The sequence below is a fragment of the Streptomonospora nanhaiensis genome, from assembly GCF_013410565.1.
Taxonomy (GTDB): Bacteria; Actinomycetota; Actinomycetes; order Streptosporangiales; family Streptosporangiaceae; genus Streptomonospora; species Streptomonospora nanhaiensis.
Genome location: NZ_JACCFO010000001.1, coordinates 1,441,787 through 1,459,105 on the forward strand (window position 1 = coordinate 1,441,787; position 17,319 = coordinate 1,459,105).

The 17,319-nt window shown below is 76.0% G+C and carries 16 protein-coding genes; 3 read left to right on the plus strand and 13 right to left on the minus strand.

Features of this window, described 5'->3' with window-relative positions:
• Positions 1-72: 72 nt before the first annotated feature.
• Positions 73-1,110: an LLM class F420-dependent oxidoreductase gene (locus tag HNR12_RS06210; protein ID WP_179766604.1), complete on the plus strand. Its 1,038-nt coding sequence runs from the start codon at positions 73-75 to the stop codon at positions 1,108-1,110.
• A 50-nt stretch (positions 1,111-1,160) separates the two neighbouring features.
• Here HNR12_RS06210 and npdG read toward each other — a convergent pair whose 3' ends face one another.
• The 7 genes from npdG to map all read right to left on the minus strand — a co-directional run bounded on the left by npdG (position 1,161) and on the right by map (position 8,732).
• A complete protein-coding gene (gene npdG / locus HNR12_RS06215; protein WP_179766605.1) occupies positions 1,161-1,847 on the minus strand; it encodes an NADPH-dependent F420 reductase in 687 nt (228 codons plus the stop codon).
• A gap of 57 nt (positions 1,848-1,904) precedes the next feature.
• Positions 1,905-2,321 carry a peptidoglycan-binding domain-containing protein gene (locus tag HNR12_RS06220; RefSeq protein ID WP_179766606.1) on the minus strand — a complete coding sequence of 139 codons (417 nt, stop codon included), beginning with the start codon at positions 2,319-2,321 and terminating at the stop codon, positions 1,905-1,907.
• 213 nt (positions 2,322-2,534) lie between these two features.
• Positions 2,535-3,473 (minus strand): S66 peptidase family protein, encoded by a 939-nt coding sequence (locus tag HNR12_RS06225; RefSeq protein ID WP_338119728.1) that lies wholly within the window; start codon positions 3,471-3,473, stop codon positions 2,535-2,537.
• Positions 3,470-5,464, minus strand: a complete 1,995-nt coding sequence (locus HNR12_RS06230) for a prolyl oligopeptidase family serine peptidase (RefSeq protein ID WP_179766607.1) — start codon at positions 5,462-5,464, stop codon at positions 3,470-3,472. The genes HNR12_RS06225 and HNR12_RS06230 overlap by 4 nt, the downstream gene beginning before the upstream one ends.
• 71 nt (positions 5,465-5,535) lie before the next feature.
• Positions 5,536-6,927 carry a M20/M25/M40 family metallo-hydrolase gene (locus tag HNR12_RS06235; RefSeq protein WP_372451053.1) on the minus strand — a complete coding sequence of 464 codons (1,392 nt, stop codon included), beginning with the start codon at positions 6,925-6,927 and terminating at the stop codon, positions 5,536-5,538.
• A gap of 50 nt (positions 6,928-6,977) precedes the next feature.
• Positions 6,978-7,811 carry a M55 family metallopeptidase gene (locus tag HNR12_RS06240; protein WP_179766608.1) on the minus strand — a complete coding sequence of 278 codons (834 nt, stop codon included), beginning with the start codon at positions 7,809-7,811 and terminating at the stop codon, positions 6,978-6,980.
• A 69-nt stretch (positions 7,812-7,880) separates the two neighbouring features.
• Positions 7,881-8,732 (minus strand): type I methionyl aminopeptidase, encoded by an 852-nt coding sequence (map, locus tag HNR12_RS06245; RefSeq protein ID WP_179766609.1) that lies wholly within the window; start codon positions 8,730-8,732, stop codon positions 7,881-7,883.
• Between the two features lie 114 nt (positions 8,733-8,846).
• Here map and HNR12_RS06250 point away from each other — a divergent pair, with 114 nt between their 5' ends.
• Positions 8,847-9,050: a hypothetical protein gene (locus HNR12_RS06250; protein WP_179766610.1), complete on the plus strand. Its 204-nt coding sequence runs from the start codon at positions 8,847-8,849 to the stop codon at positions 9,048-9,050.
• 69 nt (positions 9,051-9,119) lie between these two features.
• Here HNR12_RS06250 and HNR12_RS06255 read toward each other — a convergent pair whose 3' ends face one another.
• Positions 9,120-9,710 (minus strand): hypothetical protein, encoded by a 591-nt coding sequence (locus HNR12_RS06255; protein ID WP_308118919.1) that lies wholly within the window; start codon positions 9,708-9,710, stop codon positions 9,120-9,122.
• 147 nt (positions 9,711-9,857) lie between these two features.
• On the opposite strand from HNR12_RS06255, the gene HNR12_RS06260 reads away from it, so the two are divergent.
• Positions 9,858-11,132 (plus strand): cytochrome P450, encoded by a 1,275-nt coding sequence (locus tag HNR12_RS06260; protein ID WP_179766612.1) that lies wholly within the window; start codon positions 9,858-9,860, stop codon positions 11,130-11,132.
• Positions 11,133-11,331: 199 nt separating this feature from the next.
• On the opposite strand, the gene HNR12_RS06265 is transcribed toward HNR12_RS06260, so the two are convergent.
• Genes HNR12_RS06265 through HNR12_RS06285 form a run of 5 tightly spaced genes read right to left on the minus strand, consistent with a single transcriptional unit; the run spans position 11,332 to position 17,311 of the window.
• Complete coding sequence (locus HNR12_RS06265) at positions 11,332-12,363, minus strand: ABC transporter ATP-binding protein (protein ID WP_179766613.1); 1,032 nt, start codon at positions 12,361-12,363, stop codon at positions 11,332-11,334.
• The gene (locus HNR12_RS06270) at positions 12,360-13,475 is read right to left on the minus strand and encodes an oligopeptide/dipeptide ABC transporter ATP-binding protein (protein WP_179766614.1); all 1,116 of its coding nucleotides are present in this window, start codon (positions 13,473-13,475) and stop codon (positions 12,360-12,362) included. The genes HNR12_RS06265 and HNR12_RS06270 overlap by 4 nt, the downstream gene beginning before the upstream one ends.
• Complete coding sequence (locus HNR12_RS06275) at positions 13,472-14,404, minus strand: ABC transporter permease (protein ID WP_179766615.1); 933 nt, start codon at positions 14,402-14,404, stop codon at positions 13,472-13,474. Before HNR12_RS06275 ends, HNR12_RS06270 begins: the two co-directional genes overlap by 4 nt.
• On the minus strand, positions 14,401-15,453 hold the full coding sequence (locus tag HNR12_RS06280; RefSeq protein ID WP_179766616.1) for an ABC transporter permease: 1,053 nt from the start codon (positions 15,451-15,453) through the stop codon (positions 14,401-14,403). The genes HNR12_RS06275 and HNR12_RS06280 overlap by 4 nt, the downstream gene beginning before the upstream one ends.
• 4 nt (positions 15,454-15,457) lie before the next feature.
• Positions 15,458-17,311 (minus strand): ABC transporter substrate-binding protein, encoded by a 1,854-nt coding sequence (locus HNR12_RS06285; RefSeq protein ID WP_179766617.1) that lies wholly within the window; start codon positions 17,309-17,311, stop codon positions 15,458-15,460.
• Positions 17,312-17,319: the final 8 nt, after the last annotated feature.

Sequence of the window (17,319 nt, forward strand, 5' to 3'; positions counted from 1 at the left end):
GACCGAACGTTACTCGGTAGTAGAGTTTGCCGCATCCGGGCGCGGCCCGCCGCGCGAGACAAGGGAGGCACGATGCGCATCTCCATGCCGCTGCAGTACGCCGGCGAGCCCAAACCGGTCGTCGACCAGGTCGCCGAACTGGAGAAGGTGGGCCTGGACACCGTGTGGGTGGCCGAGGCCTACGGCTACGACAGCCCCACCCTGATGGGCTACATCGCCGCCCGCACCGAGCGCGTCAACATCGGCTCGGCCATCCTGCCGCTGTACACCCGCACCCCCGCCCTCATCGCCCAGACCGCCGCCGGCCTGGACTACCTCTCCGACGGCCGCGCCGTGCTGGGGCTGGGCGCCAGCGGCCCGCAGGTCATCGAGGGCTGGCACGGCGTGCCCTACACCAAGCCGCTGGCCCGCACCCGCGAGATCATCGAGATCTGCCGCAAGATCTGGGCGCGCGAGGAGCGCGTGGTGCACGAGGGCAGCGTCTACACCCTGCCGCTGCCGCCCGAGCAGGGCACCGGGCTGGGCAAGCCGCTCAAGATCATCAACCACCCCGTGCGCAGCGCCGTCCCGGTGTTCGTGGCCGCCCTGGGCGAGAAGAACGTCGAACTGACCGCCGAGGTCGCCGACGGCTGGCTGCCGCACCTGTTCATCCCCGAGAAGGCCGACGCCGTGTGGGGCCCGGCCCTGGCCCGGGGCAGGGCCAAGCGCGACCCCGCCCTGGGCGAGCTGGCGATCTCGGCCGGCGGGCTGCTGGCCATCGGCGAGGGCGAGGAGACCCGCAAGCTCGCCGACCTCACCCGCCCGATGATCGCCCTCTACGTCGGCGGCATGGGCGCCAAGGGCAGGAACTTCTACAACGACGTCGCCCGCCGCTACGGATTCGAGGACGCCGCCGAGCGGATCCAGGACCTCTACCTGGCCGGCCGCAAGGACGAGGCCGCCGCCGCGGTGCCCGACGAGTTCGTGGAGCTGACCAACCTCGTGGGCCCGGAGTCCTACGTGCGCGAGCGCGTCGCGGCCTTCCGCGCCGCCGGGGTCACCCACCTCAACGTCACCCCCGTGGGCGACGACCCGGTCAGGCTCGTGGAGAAGCTGCACTCCTGGCTGTAGCCGCCCGGGCCCCGGCACCGCCCGCGACGGGCGCCGCCGGGGCCCGGCGCTCACACGTCGGTGATGCGCAGTCCGGCGTGCGCCTTGTAGCGGCGGTTGACCGCGATCAGGTTGGCGGTGAACGCCTCGACCTGGTGGGCGTTGCGCAGCCGGCCCCCGTAGACGCCGCGCACGCCTCCGATCCGGGCGGCCAGCGCCCGCACGATGTCGGTTGCCTCGCGGTCGTCGCCCAGCACCAGCACGTCCAGGTCGACCTCGTCGACCTCGGGGTCCAGCAGGACCACCGCCGAGACGTGGTGGAAGGCCGCCACCACCCGGCTGTCGGGCAGCACGGCCTCGGCCTGCTGCGCGGCGCTGCCCTCCTCGACCGGCAGGGCGTAGGGGCCCTTGGCGTCGAACCCGAGCGGGTTGACGCAGTCCACGACGATCTTGCCGGCGAGTTCGGCGCGCAGGCTCTCCAGCAGCGCGCGGTGGCCGTCCCAGGGCACCGCGACGATCACGATGTCGCCGCGGCGGGCGGCCTCGGCGTTGTCGGCGCCGGCCACGCCGAGGTCGGCGCCCAGCTCCGCCGCCGCCGCGGCGGCGCGCTCGGCGCTGCGCGAGCCGATGACCACGGAGTGGCCCGCGAGCGCGAACCGGCGGGCCAGGCCGCGCCCCTGGTCGCCGGTGCCGCCCAGCACCGCGACGGTGAGCCCCGAGACGTCGGGAAGGTCGTGTGGAGTCCTCTGCTCTGCCATGCAGCGATCATGCCAGGCGGGGCCGGGGTGGCGCAGCGCGCGGGGGTGTCCGACCGGTCACCCCCCACGGCCCGCGGCGCGCGGGCGCGGCGCGGGCGTGTCGGGCAGGCCCAGCGCCCGCAGCTCGCGGCGGCGCCGCCAGGCGCGGGACAGCGCCGAGACGGTGCGGCCGTCGGCCACGCCGTCGGCGGGCAGGCCGTGGGCGCGCTGGAACGCCGCCAGGGCCGCGCGGCGGGCCTGGGGCGGGGCGGCGGGGTCGAGCCGGCCGACCTCGACGAGCATGGCCCGCACGCGCGCGGGGTCGGGTTCGCAGACCAGGCCCCGGGCGTCGAGCAGGGCGCGCGCGGCGGGCAGCAGCGCCGCCAGGAGGCGGCGCGGCGCCGACCGGCCCGCGCCGAAGGCGCCGGGCGCGCCGGACACGTCGGGCGCCGCCTCGGCGGGGCGGGCGCGGCGGCGCGCGGTGATCGAGACCATGCCGACCTCCTTGCCCCGGGGGTTCCCGGGTGCGTGGGTGCTTCCCGTCCCGAGTATCGGCCGCCGCGCCTAAAAGCGCCTCCGGCGCGAGGTTGGAGTTCGGTTGGTCCTTCGGGGGCACCCGGGCCGCCTGCCCTCCCTCCTTCGTCGGGGGCCCGCCCCCGACGAAGGAGGGAGGGCAGGGGCGGCAGGGCCGACCCGGGTGCGCGGCCCTCAGACGAGCGCGGGGACCTGGAGGGTGAGCGTGGCGGTGTCGGCGTCGAGGACGGCGGGCACGCCCAGCGGAACCGTGAGCTGGCCGGGCCGGTGGCCGAACCCGAACTCCGCCACCACCGGGACCCCCAGCGGGGCCAGCCGCTCCTCCAGCATGGCGTGCACGGTGGCGAGGTCGGGGCCGCAGTCGGACCACGAGCCCAGCAGCACCCCGGCCACCCCCTCCAGCCACCCGCCGCGCAGCAGGTGGGTGAGCATCCGGTCCAGGCGCGTGACGTGCTCGTTGACGTCCTCCAGCAGCAGCAGGCCGCCGCGCGCCGAGGGGCGGCTGTGCGGGGTGGCCAGGCCGTCGCTGAGCACGCTGAGGGTGCCGCCGATGGTGACGCCCCGCGCCCGGCCGCCCACGAGGGGGCGGGCGCCCGGCGGGCGCAGCACCGTCCGCGTCTCCGGCTCGAACAGGGTGGCCCGCAGGTGCCCGGCGGCCTCGGCGTCGCCCACGAAGGAGTCCAGCGCCACCACGGGCCCGTGCACGGTGGCCACGCCCAACTCCACGGCGAAAGCCTCGTGGAGCGCGGTGATGTCGCTGAAGCCGACGAACGCCTTCGCGGGGGCCCGGCGCAGCTCCGCGAAGTCGAGGTGGTCCAGCAGCCGGTGCGCGCCGTCGCCGCCGCGCGCGCACAGCACGGCGGCGGTACCGGGGTCCAGCCACGCCGCGCGCAGGTCGGCGGCGCGCTGGGTGTCGGTGCCGGCGAGGTAGGACAGCGAGGGGTGGCGGGCGAGCACGTGCTCGCCGGGCACCGCCTCCAGTCCCCACTCCCCCAGCAGGGCGATCGCGGCCCGCAGGTCCTCCTCGCGCACCGGGCTGCACGGGGCCACCACCGACACCCGGTCGCCGGGGCGCAGCCGGCGCGGGCGCGCTCCGGGCGCCGCCGCCCTCACCGGTGCAGCTCCAGCTTGGGCGCGTCGGAGGCGAACCCGAACACCTGGGCGTACAGCGACAGCTCGGCGTGCAGGGCCGCGGTGATGGTCTCGGCGCGGCGGAACCCGTGCTGCTCGCCCTCGAAGGCGAGGTAGGCGTGGGGCACGTCGCGCACCTGGGCCAGCAGCCGCTCGCACTGCACCGGCGGGCAGATCTCGTCCTCCAGGCCCTGCATCAGCACGAAGGGGGCGCTGATGCGGTCGGCGGCGTTGACCGGGGAGCGCTCGGTGTAGCGCCGCCGCTCCCGCGGCCAGGGGCCCACCAGGCTCTCCAGGTACTGGGACTCGAAATCGTGGGTCTCGCCGGTGCGCCAGCCCACCAGGTCCACGATGGGGAACAGGATGGCGGCGCAGCGGAAGGTGTCGGTGAACGCGAGCGCGGCCACGCTGGTCCAGCCGCCGGCGCTGCCGCCCCGGATCGCCAGCCGGCGGGGGTCGGCCAGGCCGCGGGCGACGAGCCCCTCGGCGGCGGCCACGCAGTCGGCCACGTCCACCACGCCCCAGTTGCCGCGCAGCCGCTCGCGGTAGGCCCGGCCGAACCCGGTGGAGCCGCCGTAGTTGACCTCCACGACCCCGATCCCCCGGCTGGTGAAGTAGGCGATCTCGGTGTCGAGCACCATGGGCGCGCGGCTGGTGGGCCCGCCGTGGGCCCACACGACGTAGGGCGGCAGCTCGCCGGGCAGCGGCTCGGCGGCAGGGTTGTGCGGCGGGTAGAGCACGGCGTGCACCTCGCGGCCGTCCGGACCGCTGAACTCCACGGTGCGGGGCCGGGGCAGGTAGGCGGCGCGCCCGTCGGCGGCGGGCGCGCCGGCGGGGCGCGGCCGGCTCAGTGAGCGCCAACTGCCGTCGGGGGCCACCGCCACGACCTCGGGGGCCAGGTCCGCCGCGGCGGCCACGCCCAGGACGGTGCGGCCGTCGCGCCCGGCGGCGGCCAGCCGGCCCAGCCACTCGGTGTGGGGGGTGGCGGCGTCCTCAAGGGCGCCGGTGGCGGTGTCGAGGACGCCCAGGGAGGTCAGCGCCCGCCCGTGCACGGCGGCGAGCCGCCCTCCGGGCAGCGGCAGCAGCCAGGTGTAGCCCAGCTGCCACAGGGGGCCGCCGAACTCCTCCTCGCACCGGACCAGGGCCTCGGGCCGGCCCCACCCGCCGCCGGGGGCGGCGCTGACGCGGTAGGGGTTCCACCAGCCCTCGGGGTCGGCGACGCAGTACAGGGTGGTGTCGTCGGCCCACTCGGCCTGCACGACCGACACGCCGGGGCCCCCGGCCACCTCCTCGGGTCGCGCGGCGCGCCCGTCGGGGCCGATGCCGGCCACCAGCAGCCGGGTGCTGTCCCAGGGCATGTCGGGGTGGTCCCAGCCGATCCAGGACAGGTGCGCGCCGTCGGGCGAGACGCGGGGGCAGGCCAGGAAGCGGTGCCCGGCGGCGACCTCGCGCACGTCGTCGGGGCCGGAGCACCCGGCCAGCGGCACGGCCACGATCGAGCGGCGCACGTCGGTGGGCAGGGGGCCGGTGCGGCGCTCGCACACGCACCACACCTCGGTGCCGCCCGGCGCCAGGACGGGCTCGACGTAGCGCACGGCGGCGGGCTCGGCCGGCTCGGGGGTGAGGGGCCGGGGCTCGCCGCCGGGCTCGAAGAGGTAGAGCCGCTGGTCGGTGAACTCGGTGAAGACCACGGCGGCACCCGCAGCGCCCGGCACCAGCACGAAGGGCCGGCCGCCGTACTCGTGCACCCGGCTGCGGGCGTTCCACGGGGCCGGCAGCACGGTCTGCGGGGCGGCGGCGGGGTCGTCCAGGCGGGTGCGGCACAGCGCCACCCGGCCGCCCTCGCGCGGGCGCGGCTCGGTCCACCACACCTCCTCACCCAGGGCCGCCGGCCAATTGGGGGCGCCGTCGTGGCGGGCGGCGTCGGCGGCACTGATCGGCGAGGGCCAGGAACCGCAGGGCAGGGCGCTCATCGGGGGCAACCGCCTTCCATGGGGTGGTGGGGGTGGGACGCGGCCTCGGGCGGCGGGCGGGGGCGGCGCTGTCAGGCGGCGCGCAGGAACCGGTCCAGGACGCGCGCGCCGAAGTGCAGGCCGGCCACGGGCACGCGCTCGTCCACGCCGTGGAACAGCGCGTCGTAGTCCAGACCGGGGGGCATGTGCAGCGGGGCGAACCCGTAGCCGGTGATCCCCAGATCGGCGAACTGCTTGGCGTCGGTGCCGCCCGACAGGCACACCGGCACCACGTGGGCGCCGGGGTCGAACTCCAGCAGGGCGGCGCGCATCTCGGCGAAGACGGGGGTGTCCACGGCCGCCAGCAGCGGGCGCGAGCGGTGCCGGTAGTCCCAGGAGACCCGCGGGCCGGTCAGCGCGTCGAGGGCGGCGCGGAACTCCTCCTCGGCGCCGGGCAGCACGCGGCCGTCGATCCCGGCGGTGGCGGTGCCGGGCACCACGTTGACCTTGTAGCCGGCGGCGAGCATGGTCGGCACGGAGCTGTTGCGCACGGTGGGCCGCACCAGTTCGGCGGCGGCGCCCAGGCGCGCCACGAGGGCGTCGACGTCGCGCTCGGGGTCGAAGCCGGGGCCGTCGAGGTCGGCGGGCACGCCCACGGCCGCGGCCAGGCCCGACAGCGCGGCCCGGGTGACCGGGGTGAGGCGCACCGGCCAGCGGTGGGCGTGGATCCGGGCGACGGCCTCGGCGAGCGCGGCCACGGCGTTGTCGGGGTTGGTCTTGGAGCCGTGCCCGGCGGTGCCGGCGGCCGTCAACTCCAGCCAGGCGGTGCCGCGCTCGCCGGCGCCCACGGGGTAGATCCGCACGGGTTCGCCCTCGGCCGTGCGGGCGTGCACGGTGTAGGCGCCCGACTCCCCCACGGCCTCGGTGCAGCCCTCGAACAGCTCGGGGCGGGTGTCGACCAGCCACTGGGCGCCGTAGGCGGCGCTGTCCTCCTCGTCGGCGGTGAAGGCGAGCACGATGTCGCGGCGGGGGCGCAGGCCGGTGCGGGCCCAGTGCCGCACCACCGCCAGCACCATGGCGTCGGTGCCCTTCATGTCGACCGCGCCGCGGCCCCACACCATGCCCTCGGCGACCTCGCCGGAGAACGGCGGCAGCCGCCACTGGGCGGGGTCGGCGGGGACCACGTCGAGGTGGCCGTGCACGAGCAGGCCGGGGGCGGCGGGGTCGGTTCCGGGCACCCGCGCCACCACGTTGGCGCGGCCCGGCGCCGACTCCAGCAGCAGCGGGCGCAGGCCGGCGGCAGAGAGGCGCTCGGCCACGTACTCGGCCGCGGGGCGCTCGGCGCCCTCGCCGCCGCCCCGGTTGGTGGTGTCGATGCGGATCAGCTCGGAGGTGAACCGCACGGCCTCCTCGTCCAGCCGGGCGAGCGCGCCCGCCGCGTCGGCCGCCGCCGCGGCCCGAATCCCCTGGTCAGCGTGTGCCACGCGCTCCTCCGCCCTCTCGTCGCCGCGTCGTGCGGCCGTGCCGGCCCGGCTCAGCCGTACAGCGCCTCCACCGCGTTGGCGATGAGCGTGGTCACGACCTTGAAGCAGCGGATCATCTCAAAGGCCGTGGGCGAGGTGTAGCGGACACGCCGTTCGCTCACGAGGTCGACACCGGGGACCAGGGCGGCGGCGCCCGCCAGGTGGGCGGCGTCGACCTCCACCTCGACCGTGAACGGTCCGCGGCGCGCGGGCTCGGTGCGCGCCGCGCCCGCGGCGGCGGCCTCGGCGGCCTCGGCGATCGCGGCGGCGGTGACGGCGGGCGGGCGGCACACGGCGGCGTAGCGCGACACGTAGGTCTTGACGGCGACCGTGCGGGCGGCCGGGGCGTAGCCGGCGGCGTCCAGGCAGGTGCGGTCGTCGCCGGTGACCAGCACGACGGGGCTGCCGTACTCGGCGACGACGGCGGCGTTGAGGCGGCCCTCGCTCGCGGGCTCGCCGTCCAGCCACACCCCGGTGACGGAGTTGGGCAGGTAGGTGTGGGCCAGCACGCCCTCGGTCCCGGCGCCGGTGTGGTAGCCGAGGAAGGCCACGCCGTCGACGTCGCCGCGCTGCACGCCCTCGACCATCGAGAGCTCCTTGTGCCGGCCGGTGAGCATGGCCGCGCGCGGGTCCAGCCGCTCCAGCAGCAGGTTGCGCATGGTGGAGTGGGCCTCGTTGACCAGCACCTCGGTGGCGCCGCCGGCGAAGAACCCGGACACGGCGGCGTTGACGTCGGAGGTGAACATGGCCCGGCAGCGCTGCCACTGCTCGGTGCCGGGCTCGACGTCGGCCGGCCAGGTCACGCCGGTGGCGCCCTCCATATCGGCGGAGATCAGGATCCGCACCGCTCCTCCTCGTCTGGGTCGCCGGGCGCGGCGGGCCGCCCCGTGCCCGGGCGGCCCGCCGTGGGAAGGTCAGGGGAGGGTGAGGATCTCGGCGCCGTCCTCGGTGATGACGAGGGTGTGCTCGAACTGGGCGGTGCGGCGGCGGTCGGCGGTCACGGCGGTCCAGCCGTCGTCCCAGACCTCGTAGTCGACGGTGCCCAGGGTGATCATCGGCTCGATGGTGAAGGTCATGCCGGGTTCCATGACCGTGGTGGCGCGCGGGTCGTCGTAGTGCGGCACGGCCAGGCCGGAGTGGAACTCCGGTCCGACGCCGTGGCCGGTGAAGTCGCGCACCACGCCGTAGCCGAACCGCTTGGCGTAGGACTCGATGACGCGCCCGATGACGTTGAGCCGGCGGCCGGGGCGGCACGCCTTGATGCCGCGCATGGTGGCCTCGTGGGTGCGCTCGACCAGCAGCCGGGACTCCTCGTCGACGTCGCCTGCCAGGAAGGTGGCGTTGGTGTCGCCGTGGACGCCGTGGATGTAGGCGGTGATGTCGATGTTGACGATGTCGCCGTCGGCGATCACGGTGTCGTCGGGGATGCCGTGGCAGATGACCTCGTTGAGCGAGGAGCACAGCGACTTGGGGTAGCCCTTGTAGCCCAGGGTGCTGGGGTAGGCGCCGTGGTCGCAGAGGAACTCGTGGCCGATGCGGTCGAGTTCGTCGGTGGTGACGCCGGGCCGCACGTGCTTGCCGACCTCCTGCAGCGCCTGCGCGGCGATCCGGCCCGCGATCCGCATGGCCTCGATGGTCTCGGGGGTCTGGATGTCGCCGAGCACGCCCTCGACCGGGCGCTTCTTGCCGACGTACTCCGGACGCTCGATACCGGCGGGGACCGAACGGGGCGGCGAGATGCGCCCGGGAACAAGCGGCGTAGTCATGTCTGCGGATTCTAGTTCCCAGCCGTGACCGGCCGATCCGCGTCGATACGCCGACACGCGGGTAAGAGCCCGGAAGTAGGCAGGCGAAGCCGGACGAACCCGCAGGAGCCGACCATGAGCGACCGGGACCACGCCGCCACGCCGGACGAGGACCGGCAATGGTGGTATTGCCTTCGACACAGCAGGCCCGAGCAGGGCCCGGGATGCCCCGGCAAGTACCGGCTGGGCCCCTATCCCGACGAGGCCACCGCGGCGTCGGCGCTGAACATCGTCTCCGAGCGCAACGAGGCGTGGGACGAGCAGGAGGACCGCGACTGACCCCCGCGCCCGCGGCGCCCGCGGCGCTCCCCCGGCCGCGGCGCCGCGCGGCGCGGTGGCCGGAGGTCCTCAGTCGGCGATCCGCGGGCCGCTCACCACGTCCAGGAACCGCGACAGCCGCTCCCTGAACCCGGGCTTGCGGTCGGGGTCGGCCTGGCCGGCGGCCGTGCTCACCAGGTGCTGCAGCCCCTCGAAGGTCAGCGGGGCCGCCTGCGGGCGCAGGCTGATGGAGTCGTGCGCCAGCGAGGTCAGCTCGGGGTCGCCCTGGTCCAGCGACAGGATGGTGGCGCCGGTGCGGCGGGCGTCGTCGACCCGCTCCAGCAGCGGCACGGGGGCCTCCTCGGCGGCGTTGACCACGAACAGGGTCTCGCCCCGGCGCGCCTCGGCCAGGCGGTCCAGGCCCACCCGCAGGTGGGCGGGGGCGTCGGGCGGCGGCTGCCAGCGCACCAGCGTGGGCGAGAGCACCGGCAGGCCGCTGTAGCGCGCCTCGTCGTCGAGGTGGGCGGCCAGGTGCCAGGGCTCGTCGTCGGGCGTGCCGAGCAGCATCAGCCCGCCGGGGCTGCGGGTGCGGCGCAGCGCACGGGCGAAGTCCTCGCTGCGCTCCACCCACGGGGTCGAGGCCAGCAGTTCACGCAGCAGCATCACGTGTTGGGCGTCCACGTCCTCATGGTGCCTCATCTCGGCCCCGCCCCGCAGCGGTTCGGCCCGGACGGCCCGGAGTTACCCCGCTTCGGGCGGGGGTAGGGGCGGCCGGTGGGCGCCCCGGGGCAGTCGGCGCCCACCAGGCGCGACGGAAGGCTCACGACGATGGAACCCACACCCGGCGGGACGGCGCTGGACCGCACCCTGGCCGCGCTGCGCGACCCCTACCGGTTCATCGGGCGCGCCGTGCGGCGCCACGGCTCCCCGGTGGTCGCCACCCGGCTGCTGCTGGCCCCGGCGGTGTGCGTGACCGGCCCCGCCGCGGCGGCGGAGTTCCAGGACGACACCCACTTCACCCGGCACCGGGCGGTGCCGCCGCGGGTGGTGCGGACGCTGTTCGGCAAGGGCGGGGTGCAGGGGCTCGACGGCGCCGAGCACCGGCACCGCAAGGCGCTGTTCGTGGACCTCATGGGCGCCGACCGGGTCGCCGAACTTGCCGCGCTGGTGGACCGCGAACTGGTGCGCGCGGCCCGCTCCTGGCCTGTGGGCGAGCCGGTGGTGCTCTACGACGCCTTCCGCGCGGTGCTGACCCGCGCGGTGTGCGCGTGGGCGGGCGTGCCGCTGCCCACCGTGGACGCCGAGCGGCGCACCCGCGAGCTGACCGCCCTGTTCGACGGCGCGGGCGCCGTGGGGCCGCGCCACTGGCGGGCCCGGCTGGCGCGGCGCGCGGCCGACCGCTGGGCCGCCGACGTCGTCCGCCGCGTCCGCGCCGGGCGCATCACCCCGCCCGAGGACACCGCCGCGCACGCCGCCGCCTGGCACCGCGCACCCGACGGCGCGCTGCTGCCGCCCCACACCGCCGGGGTGGAGCTGCTCAACGTGCTGCGGCCCACCGTGGCGGTGGCGGTCTACCTCGCCTTCGCCGCCCACGCCCTGCACCACCACCCGCGCTGCGCCCGCGCCGTGGGCGACGAGGCGGCCGCCGATGGCGGGAACGGGACCGGCGGCTACACCGAACTGTTCGCCCAGGAGGTGCGGCGCCACTACCCGTTCTTCCCCGCGGTGGCCGCGCGCGCCCGCTTCGACCTGCTGTTCCAGGGCCACCCCGTCAAGCGCGGCAGGCGGGTGCTGCTGGACCTCTACGGCATCAACCACGACCCCCGGCGCTGGGGCGACCCCGAGGAGTTCCGCCCGGAGCGGTTCGCCGAGGCCGGCTGGGACCTTTACGGGTTCGTGCCCCAGGGCGCCGGCGATCCCAGCACCGGCCACCGCTGCCCGGGCGAGCCCATCACCGTGGCGCTCATCGCCGCCGTGGCGCGCCGCCTGGTGCGGATGCGCTACGAGGTGCCCGAGCAGGACGACACGGTGGACATGGCGCGGCTGCCCGCGCTGCCGCGCAGCGGCTGCGTCATTCGCCCGCTCGGCCCGCCGCCGGAGTAGCCCGCCGCGGCGGGCCGGGGACCTCGGCGGCCGGCTCGCGCGGCTCGGTCGACGCCCTGACCGGCGTGCCCGGGGACCGTCCTCCCCAGGAGAACGCGGCCGGTAACCCGGTCGACGGCAGGATGCCGGTGTTCTTCGTCCCGGATGGCATCACGTTCCCCGACTTCGCGGTCGGCGCGTGGCGGCCTGTCAGCGGGGCTCAGCCGCCCCGCGTGGCACGCGCCCAGTGGCAGGCGGCGCGGGCCGCGCCGTCGGCGGGCAGCGGGCCCGGGTCCTCGGTGCGGCAGCGCTCGGCCACCCCGGCCGCCTCGGCCTCGCCCGAGGCCAGCACCGGGCAGCGCGCGTGGAACCGGCAGCCGCCGGGCACGCGCGTGGGGTCGGGCGGCTCCCCGGCGAGCACCTGCGGCTCGTGCCCGGCCTCGGGCAGCACCGACAGCAGCGCCCGGGTGTAGGGGTGGCGGGGCGCCGACAGCACCTCCTCGACCGTGCCGGTCTCCACCACCCGGCCCAGGTACATCACGGCGATGCGGTCGGCGATGTTCCAGGCCAGGCCGAGGTCGTGGGTGACCACCAGCGCCGCCAGGCCGAAGTCGTCGCGCAGCCGCATCAGCAGCCCCAGGATCTCGCCGCGCACCGAGGCGTCCAGGGAGGCCACCGGCTCGTCGGCGACGATCACCTCGGGGTCGAGGATCAGCGCGCCCGCGATGACGACCCGCTGGCGCTGCCCGCCCGACAGCTCGTGGGGGTAGCGCAGGAAGAACCGCTCGGGCGGGCGCAGCCCCGCGCGGGCCAGCGCCTCGGCCACGCGCTCCTGCTCGTCGGCAGTGGCCCCGCTGTGGATGCGCCGCCCCTCGGCCACGGCGTCGTAGACGGTGTGGCGGGGGTTGAGCGAGCCGCTGGGGTCCTGCAGCACCAGCTGGGCGCGCTCGCGGAACCGCTTGAGCGCCCGGGGGCGGTAGTCCAGCGGGCGGCCGTGGTAGGCCACCTGGCCGGAGGTGGGCCGCACCAGGCCCAGCAGGGCGCGCGCCAGGGTGGACTTGCCGCAGCCCGACTCCCCCACCAGTGCGACGATCTCGCCGGGGCGGACCTCCAGGTCCACGCCGTCGACCGCGCGGGCGGCCCGGCCGCCGCGCCCGGTGAAGGTGACGTGCAGGCCGGCGGCGCGCAGCACCGGATCGGCCGGGGCGGGCGCCGGCTGGTCGGGGGCCGCGGGCGCGGCGGGCACCGTCATCGGGTCTCCTCGGGCTCGGGGGCGCGGTCGCCGCCGGGGTCGTCGGCGCCGCCGGTCCGCTCGGCGGGCGCGGCGGCCTGGGCGGCGGCGGGGGCCGCCCCGCCCTCCCCGGACTCGCCGGGCGGCGGCACCCCGCGGGCGCGGGCGTCCTCGGCCGAGAGCACCCGCACGCAGGCGGCCGTGCGGTCGGGTCCGGCCGGCCACAGCACGGGGGCGACCTCGGCGCAGCGGTCCTGGGCCTGCGGGCACCGCGGCCGGAACGCGCAGCCGGCGGGCAGGTCGGCGGGGTCGGGCGGATCGCCGGGCAGGCCGCGCGGCGCCCGCCGCGATGCGGGGTCGCCCACGCGGGGGAACGCGGCGCTCAGCGCGGCGCCGTAGGGGTGGCGGGCGCCGGCGAACACGGCGCGGGCCGGTCCCTCCTCGACGACGCGTCCGGCGTACATCACCGCCAGCCGGTCGCAGGTGTCGGCCAGCACCGACAGGTCGTGGCTGATCATCAGCATGCTGATCCCGCTGCCGGTGACCAGGTCGTCGATCAGCCGCAGGATCTGCGCCTGGATCATGACGTCGAGCGCGGTGGTGGGCTCGTCGGCGATGACCAGCCGCGGCCGGCAGGCCAGCGCCATCGCGATCATGGCGCGCTGGCGCTGCCCGCCCGACAGTTCGTGGGGGTAGGAGCGCGCCCGCCACGCGGGCAGCCCCACCTGCTCCAGCAGCTCGCCCACGCGCCGCCGCGCCTGGGCGGGGGTGGCCTGGCCGTGCACGAGGACGGGTTCGGCGATCTGGTCGCCGACGCGGTGCACGGCGTTGAGCGAGTGCATGGCGCCCTGGAACACGATGGAGGCCCCGGCCCAGCGCACCGCGCGCAGCCGGCCCCAGCGCATGCCCAGCACGTCCTCGCCGTCGAGCAGCACCTGGCCGCTGACGCGCGCGGTGGCCGGCAGCAGCCGCAGCAGGGCCAGCGCCACGGTGGACTTCCCGCAGCCCGACTCCCCGGCCACGCCGAGCTTGCTTCCGGGGGCGATGCCGAAGGAGACCCCGCGCACGGCGGGGACCTCGCCCGCGGCGGTGCGGTAGGCCACGTGCAGGTCGCGGACGTCGAGGTGGTTCACTGGCGCTCCCGCAGCCGGGGGTTGAGCACGCTCTCCAGCGTGCGCCCGCACATGGTGAAGGCAAGGGACACCGCGGCGATGGCCACGCCGGGCGGCACCATGTACCACCAGATGCCGGAGCTGATGGCGCCGGCGGTGCGGGCGTCCTGGATGATCCCGCCCCAGGAGACGGTGGCGGGGTCGCCCAGGCCGAGGAAGGCCAGGGTGGCCTCCATCATGATGGCCTCGGCGACCAGCAGGGTGGTCTGGGCGAGCACCACGGGCATGACGTTGGGCAGCACGTGGCGCAGCATGACGTGGGCGTGGCCACCGCCCAGCGCCCGCGCCCGCTCGATGAACGGCCGGGCCTCCACCGCCAGGGTCTGGGCCCGCACCACGCGCGCGGTGGCCGGCCAGGCGGTGACCCCGATGGCGATGACGATGGTGAGCGTGCTGCGGGTCATGACCGCCGCCAGCGCCACCGCCATCACCAGGGCCGGCAGCACGGCGAACCAGTCGGTGACGCGCATCAGCACGTTGCCGGCCCATCCGCCGTAGTGGCCGGCGATGACGCCGACCAGCGTGCCCAGCGCCACCGACACGAACGCGGCGAGGAACCCCACCGTCAGCGAGATGCGGGCGCCCCACACCACCAGGTCCAGCACCGAGCGGCCGTAGGGGTCGGTGCCCAGGGGCGCGCCGGCGCCGGGCGGGTCGAAGCGGCCGCCCGCGGCGTCGGTGAGGGAGAGGTCGGCGGGGCTGACGAACAGCGGGGCGGCCAGGGCCGCCGCCGCGATCAGCAGCAGCGCGGCCAGGCCGGCCATGCCGCCCCGGTTGGCGGCGTAGGCGCGGGCGTAGCCGGCCAGGGCGCGGCGCCGGCGCGCCCAGGCCAGGCGGCGCCGGCTCGCCGGCGTGCCCGCGGGCGGGGCCGCGGCCGGGGCGGCGCTCATGTGCGCACCCGCGGGTCCAGCAGGGGGTACACCAGGTCGGCCAGGAGGTTCATCAGGATCACCGAGCCCGCGAAGACGACGAAGAGGGCCTGGACGATGGGCAGGTCGGGCACGCGCAGCCCCGAGTAGAACAGCGAGCCCAGGCCGGGCCAGGCGAACACCGTCTCGATGAGGATGACGCCCGAGACCACCCGGCCCAGGTTGAGGAAGATGAGCGTGACCGTGGGCAGCAGCGCGTTGGGCACGGCGTGGCGGCGCAGCACGAGCGCGTCGCGCAGGCCCTTGGCGCGGGCGGTGGTGAGGTAGTCCGAGCCCGCCTCGTCCACCAGCGAGGACCGCATGATCATCATGTACTGGGCGTAGACCACGGCGACCATGGTGGCCACCGGAAGCACCATGTGGTGGGCGACGTCCAGGGCGACGTTGAGCGTGCCGGTGACCCCGGGCGTGGACATCCCGCTGGTGGGGAACAGCCCGGCGCCCGAGGCCAGCAGCACGATCAGCAGCAGGCCCAGCCAGAAGGACGGCACCGACCACAGGGTGAGCGCCACGCCGGTGTCGACCCGGTCCATGACCGAGCCGCGCCGCCACCCGGCGCGGGTGCCCAGCGCCAGGCCGAGCGCGGCGGCGATCACCGTGCCGGTGCCGGCCAGCAGCAGGGTGGGCCCCAGCCGCTCCACGATGAGGTCGGCCACCGGCACCCGGTACTGGTAGGAGGTGCCGAAGTCCAGGGTGAGCATGCCCAGGCAGTAGTCGAGGAACTGCTGGGGCAGCGGCTGGTCCAGGCCGAACTCCCGCCGCATGGCCTCCAGCTGCTCCACCGTGACGGCCCGGCCCTGGGTGAGCGCGGTGACCGGGTCGCCGGGCAGCACGCGGAACAGGAAGAAGCTGGTGACCATCACGGCGAGCAGCGACACCAGGGCGGTGAGGATGCGCCCGCCCAGGTAGCGCACGGTGGGCGGCAGGCCGCCCCGCCGCCCGCCCCGGCGCGGGGCGGGGGCGGGGGCGGCGCCGGTGGCGGGCGCTCCGGCGGCGGGTGGCGCGGTCATGGGGCTACTCCCGGTCCTCGGCGGTGGCGGAGCGGCGGCGCAGCAGGACGACCCCGCCGACCACCGCGACCAGGACGAGCACGCCCACGCCGGCCAGCGCCCAGGTGGGCACGCCGGGGCCGGCGGCGGCGGCCGGCTCGGCGGGGGTGGCCGAGGTCCAGGCCCAGTGCCCGTCCTGGCCCCAGATGTTGCCGCCGGGGTCGGGCTGGACCTGGATGTCGGAGATCTGGTCGGTGCGGTAGGCCTCCAGGACGTCGGCGTAGGTCAGGACGTTGACCACGGCCTCCTCGTAGAGGATCTCCTGCATCTGGCGGATCTGCTCGGCGCGGCCCTCGGGGTCGTCGTAGTTGGCCAACTGCTGCTCGTAGAGGCGGTCGTACTCCTCGTCGCAGAAGTAGGCGTCGGTGCGCATGGTGCCGCGCTCCACCGGCAGCGCGTCGCAGGTGTGGATGCCCAGGACGTAGTCGGGGTCGGGGTTGACCGACCACCCGGTGAAGATGAGGTCGTAGGTGCCGTTGTAGAGGGCGTCGCTGAGCACACCGGGGTCGACGGTCTGGTTGTCGATCTCGATGCCGATGTCGGCCAGGCGCTCGTCGATGAGGCGGCCCATGGCGACGTAGTCGGGGCGGTCGTTGTGGACGTGCAGGCGCAGTTCCAGGCGGTCGCCGTCGGGCGAGACGCGCACGCCGTCGTCGCCCCTCTCGTAGCCGGCCTCGTCCAGCATCTCGTTGGCGGCCTCGACGTCGAAGCCGAGCGGGTCGTCGTCGCCGGGCTCCCAGTGGTAGTCCTCGTAGCGCGCCGGGATGTAGCCGCCGGCGGGTTCGGCGTAGCCGCCGTAGACCGACTCCACGATCTCGTTCTTGTCGATCGCGCGCATGATGGCCTGGCGCAGCACGCGGTCGGTGAGGGCGGGGTGGCCGTCGCCGAACTCCTCGCCGTCCTGGGTGCGGGCGCCGGGGTTGACGGTGAACGCCTGGAACCGCTTGCCGGTGGCCTCGTTGACGGCGATGTTCTCGGTCTCGCCCAGGGCGTCGGCCTGGGCGGGCGTCAGGTCGGCGATGAAGGAGACCTCGCCGGCGCGCAGCGCCTCGACCTGGGCGTCCTTCTCCGGCATGTAGCGGAACACCAGCCGGTCGAACTTGGGCGGGTCGCGCCAGTAGTCCTCGTTGGCCTCCAGCGTGATCGACTGGTTGGGCCGGTGGTCGGTGATGACGAAGGGACCGCTGCCGACGATCGGGAAGTCCTCGTCGTTGTTGAACGCGCCGAAGTCCTCGACGTCCTCCCAGACGTGCTTGGGCACGATGGGGATGTCCAGGGCGAGCATGGTGGCCTGCGGCTCCGCCAGCTCGATGCGCAGGGTGGTGTCGTCGACCGCGGTGGCGCTCTCGAAGTTGGCGACGAAGTTGCCGTTGGCGGTGGCGGCGCCCTCGTCCTCCATCATCGTGGTGTAGGTCCAGGCGATGTCCTCGGCGGTGAGGGGTTCGCCGTCGCTCCACTCGACGTCGTCGCGGATGGTGAAGGTCCAGGTGCGGCCCTCGTCGGTGGTCTCCCAGGACTCCGCGAGCGCGGGGATGGGCTCGTTGGTCTCGGGGTCGTAGTTGGTGAGGTAGTCGTAGGCCAGCCGGTGGATGTTCGTGCTGATCAGCCTCTGGGCGAGGAACGGGCTCAGCGAGTCGACCGGTTGGGAGACCGCGATGGTGAGGGTGTCGCCCTCGCCGCCGCCGGCGCCGGGCGAGGCCGCGGCGGGGGCGGCGGGCAGGGCCGCGAGCGCGGCGGCCAGGACGGCGGCGGAGGAGGTCTTGAGCGCCGAGAGAGCGGCGGCGGCGCGCCGCCCGGGACGGTCCTGCGATCTGGCCATGGGCTGGG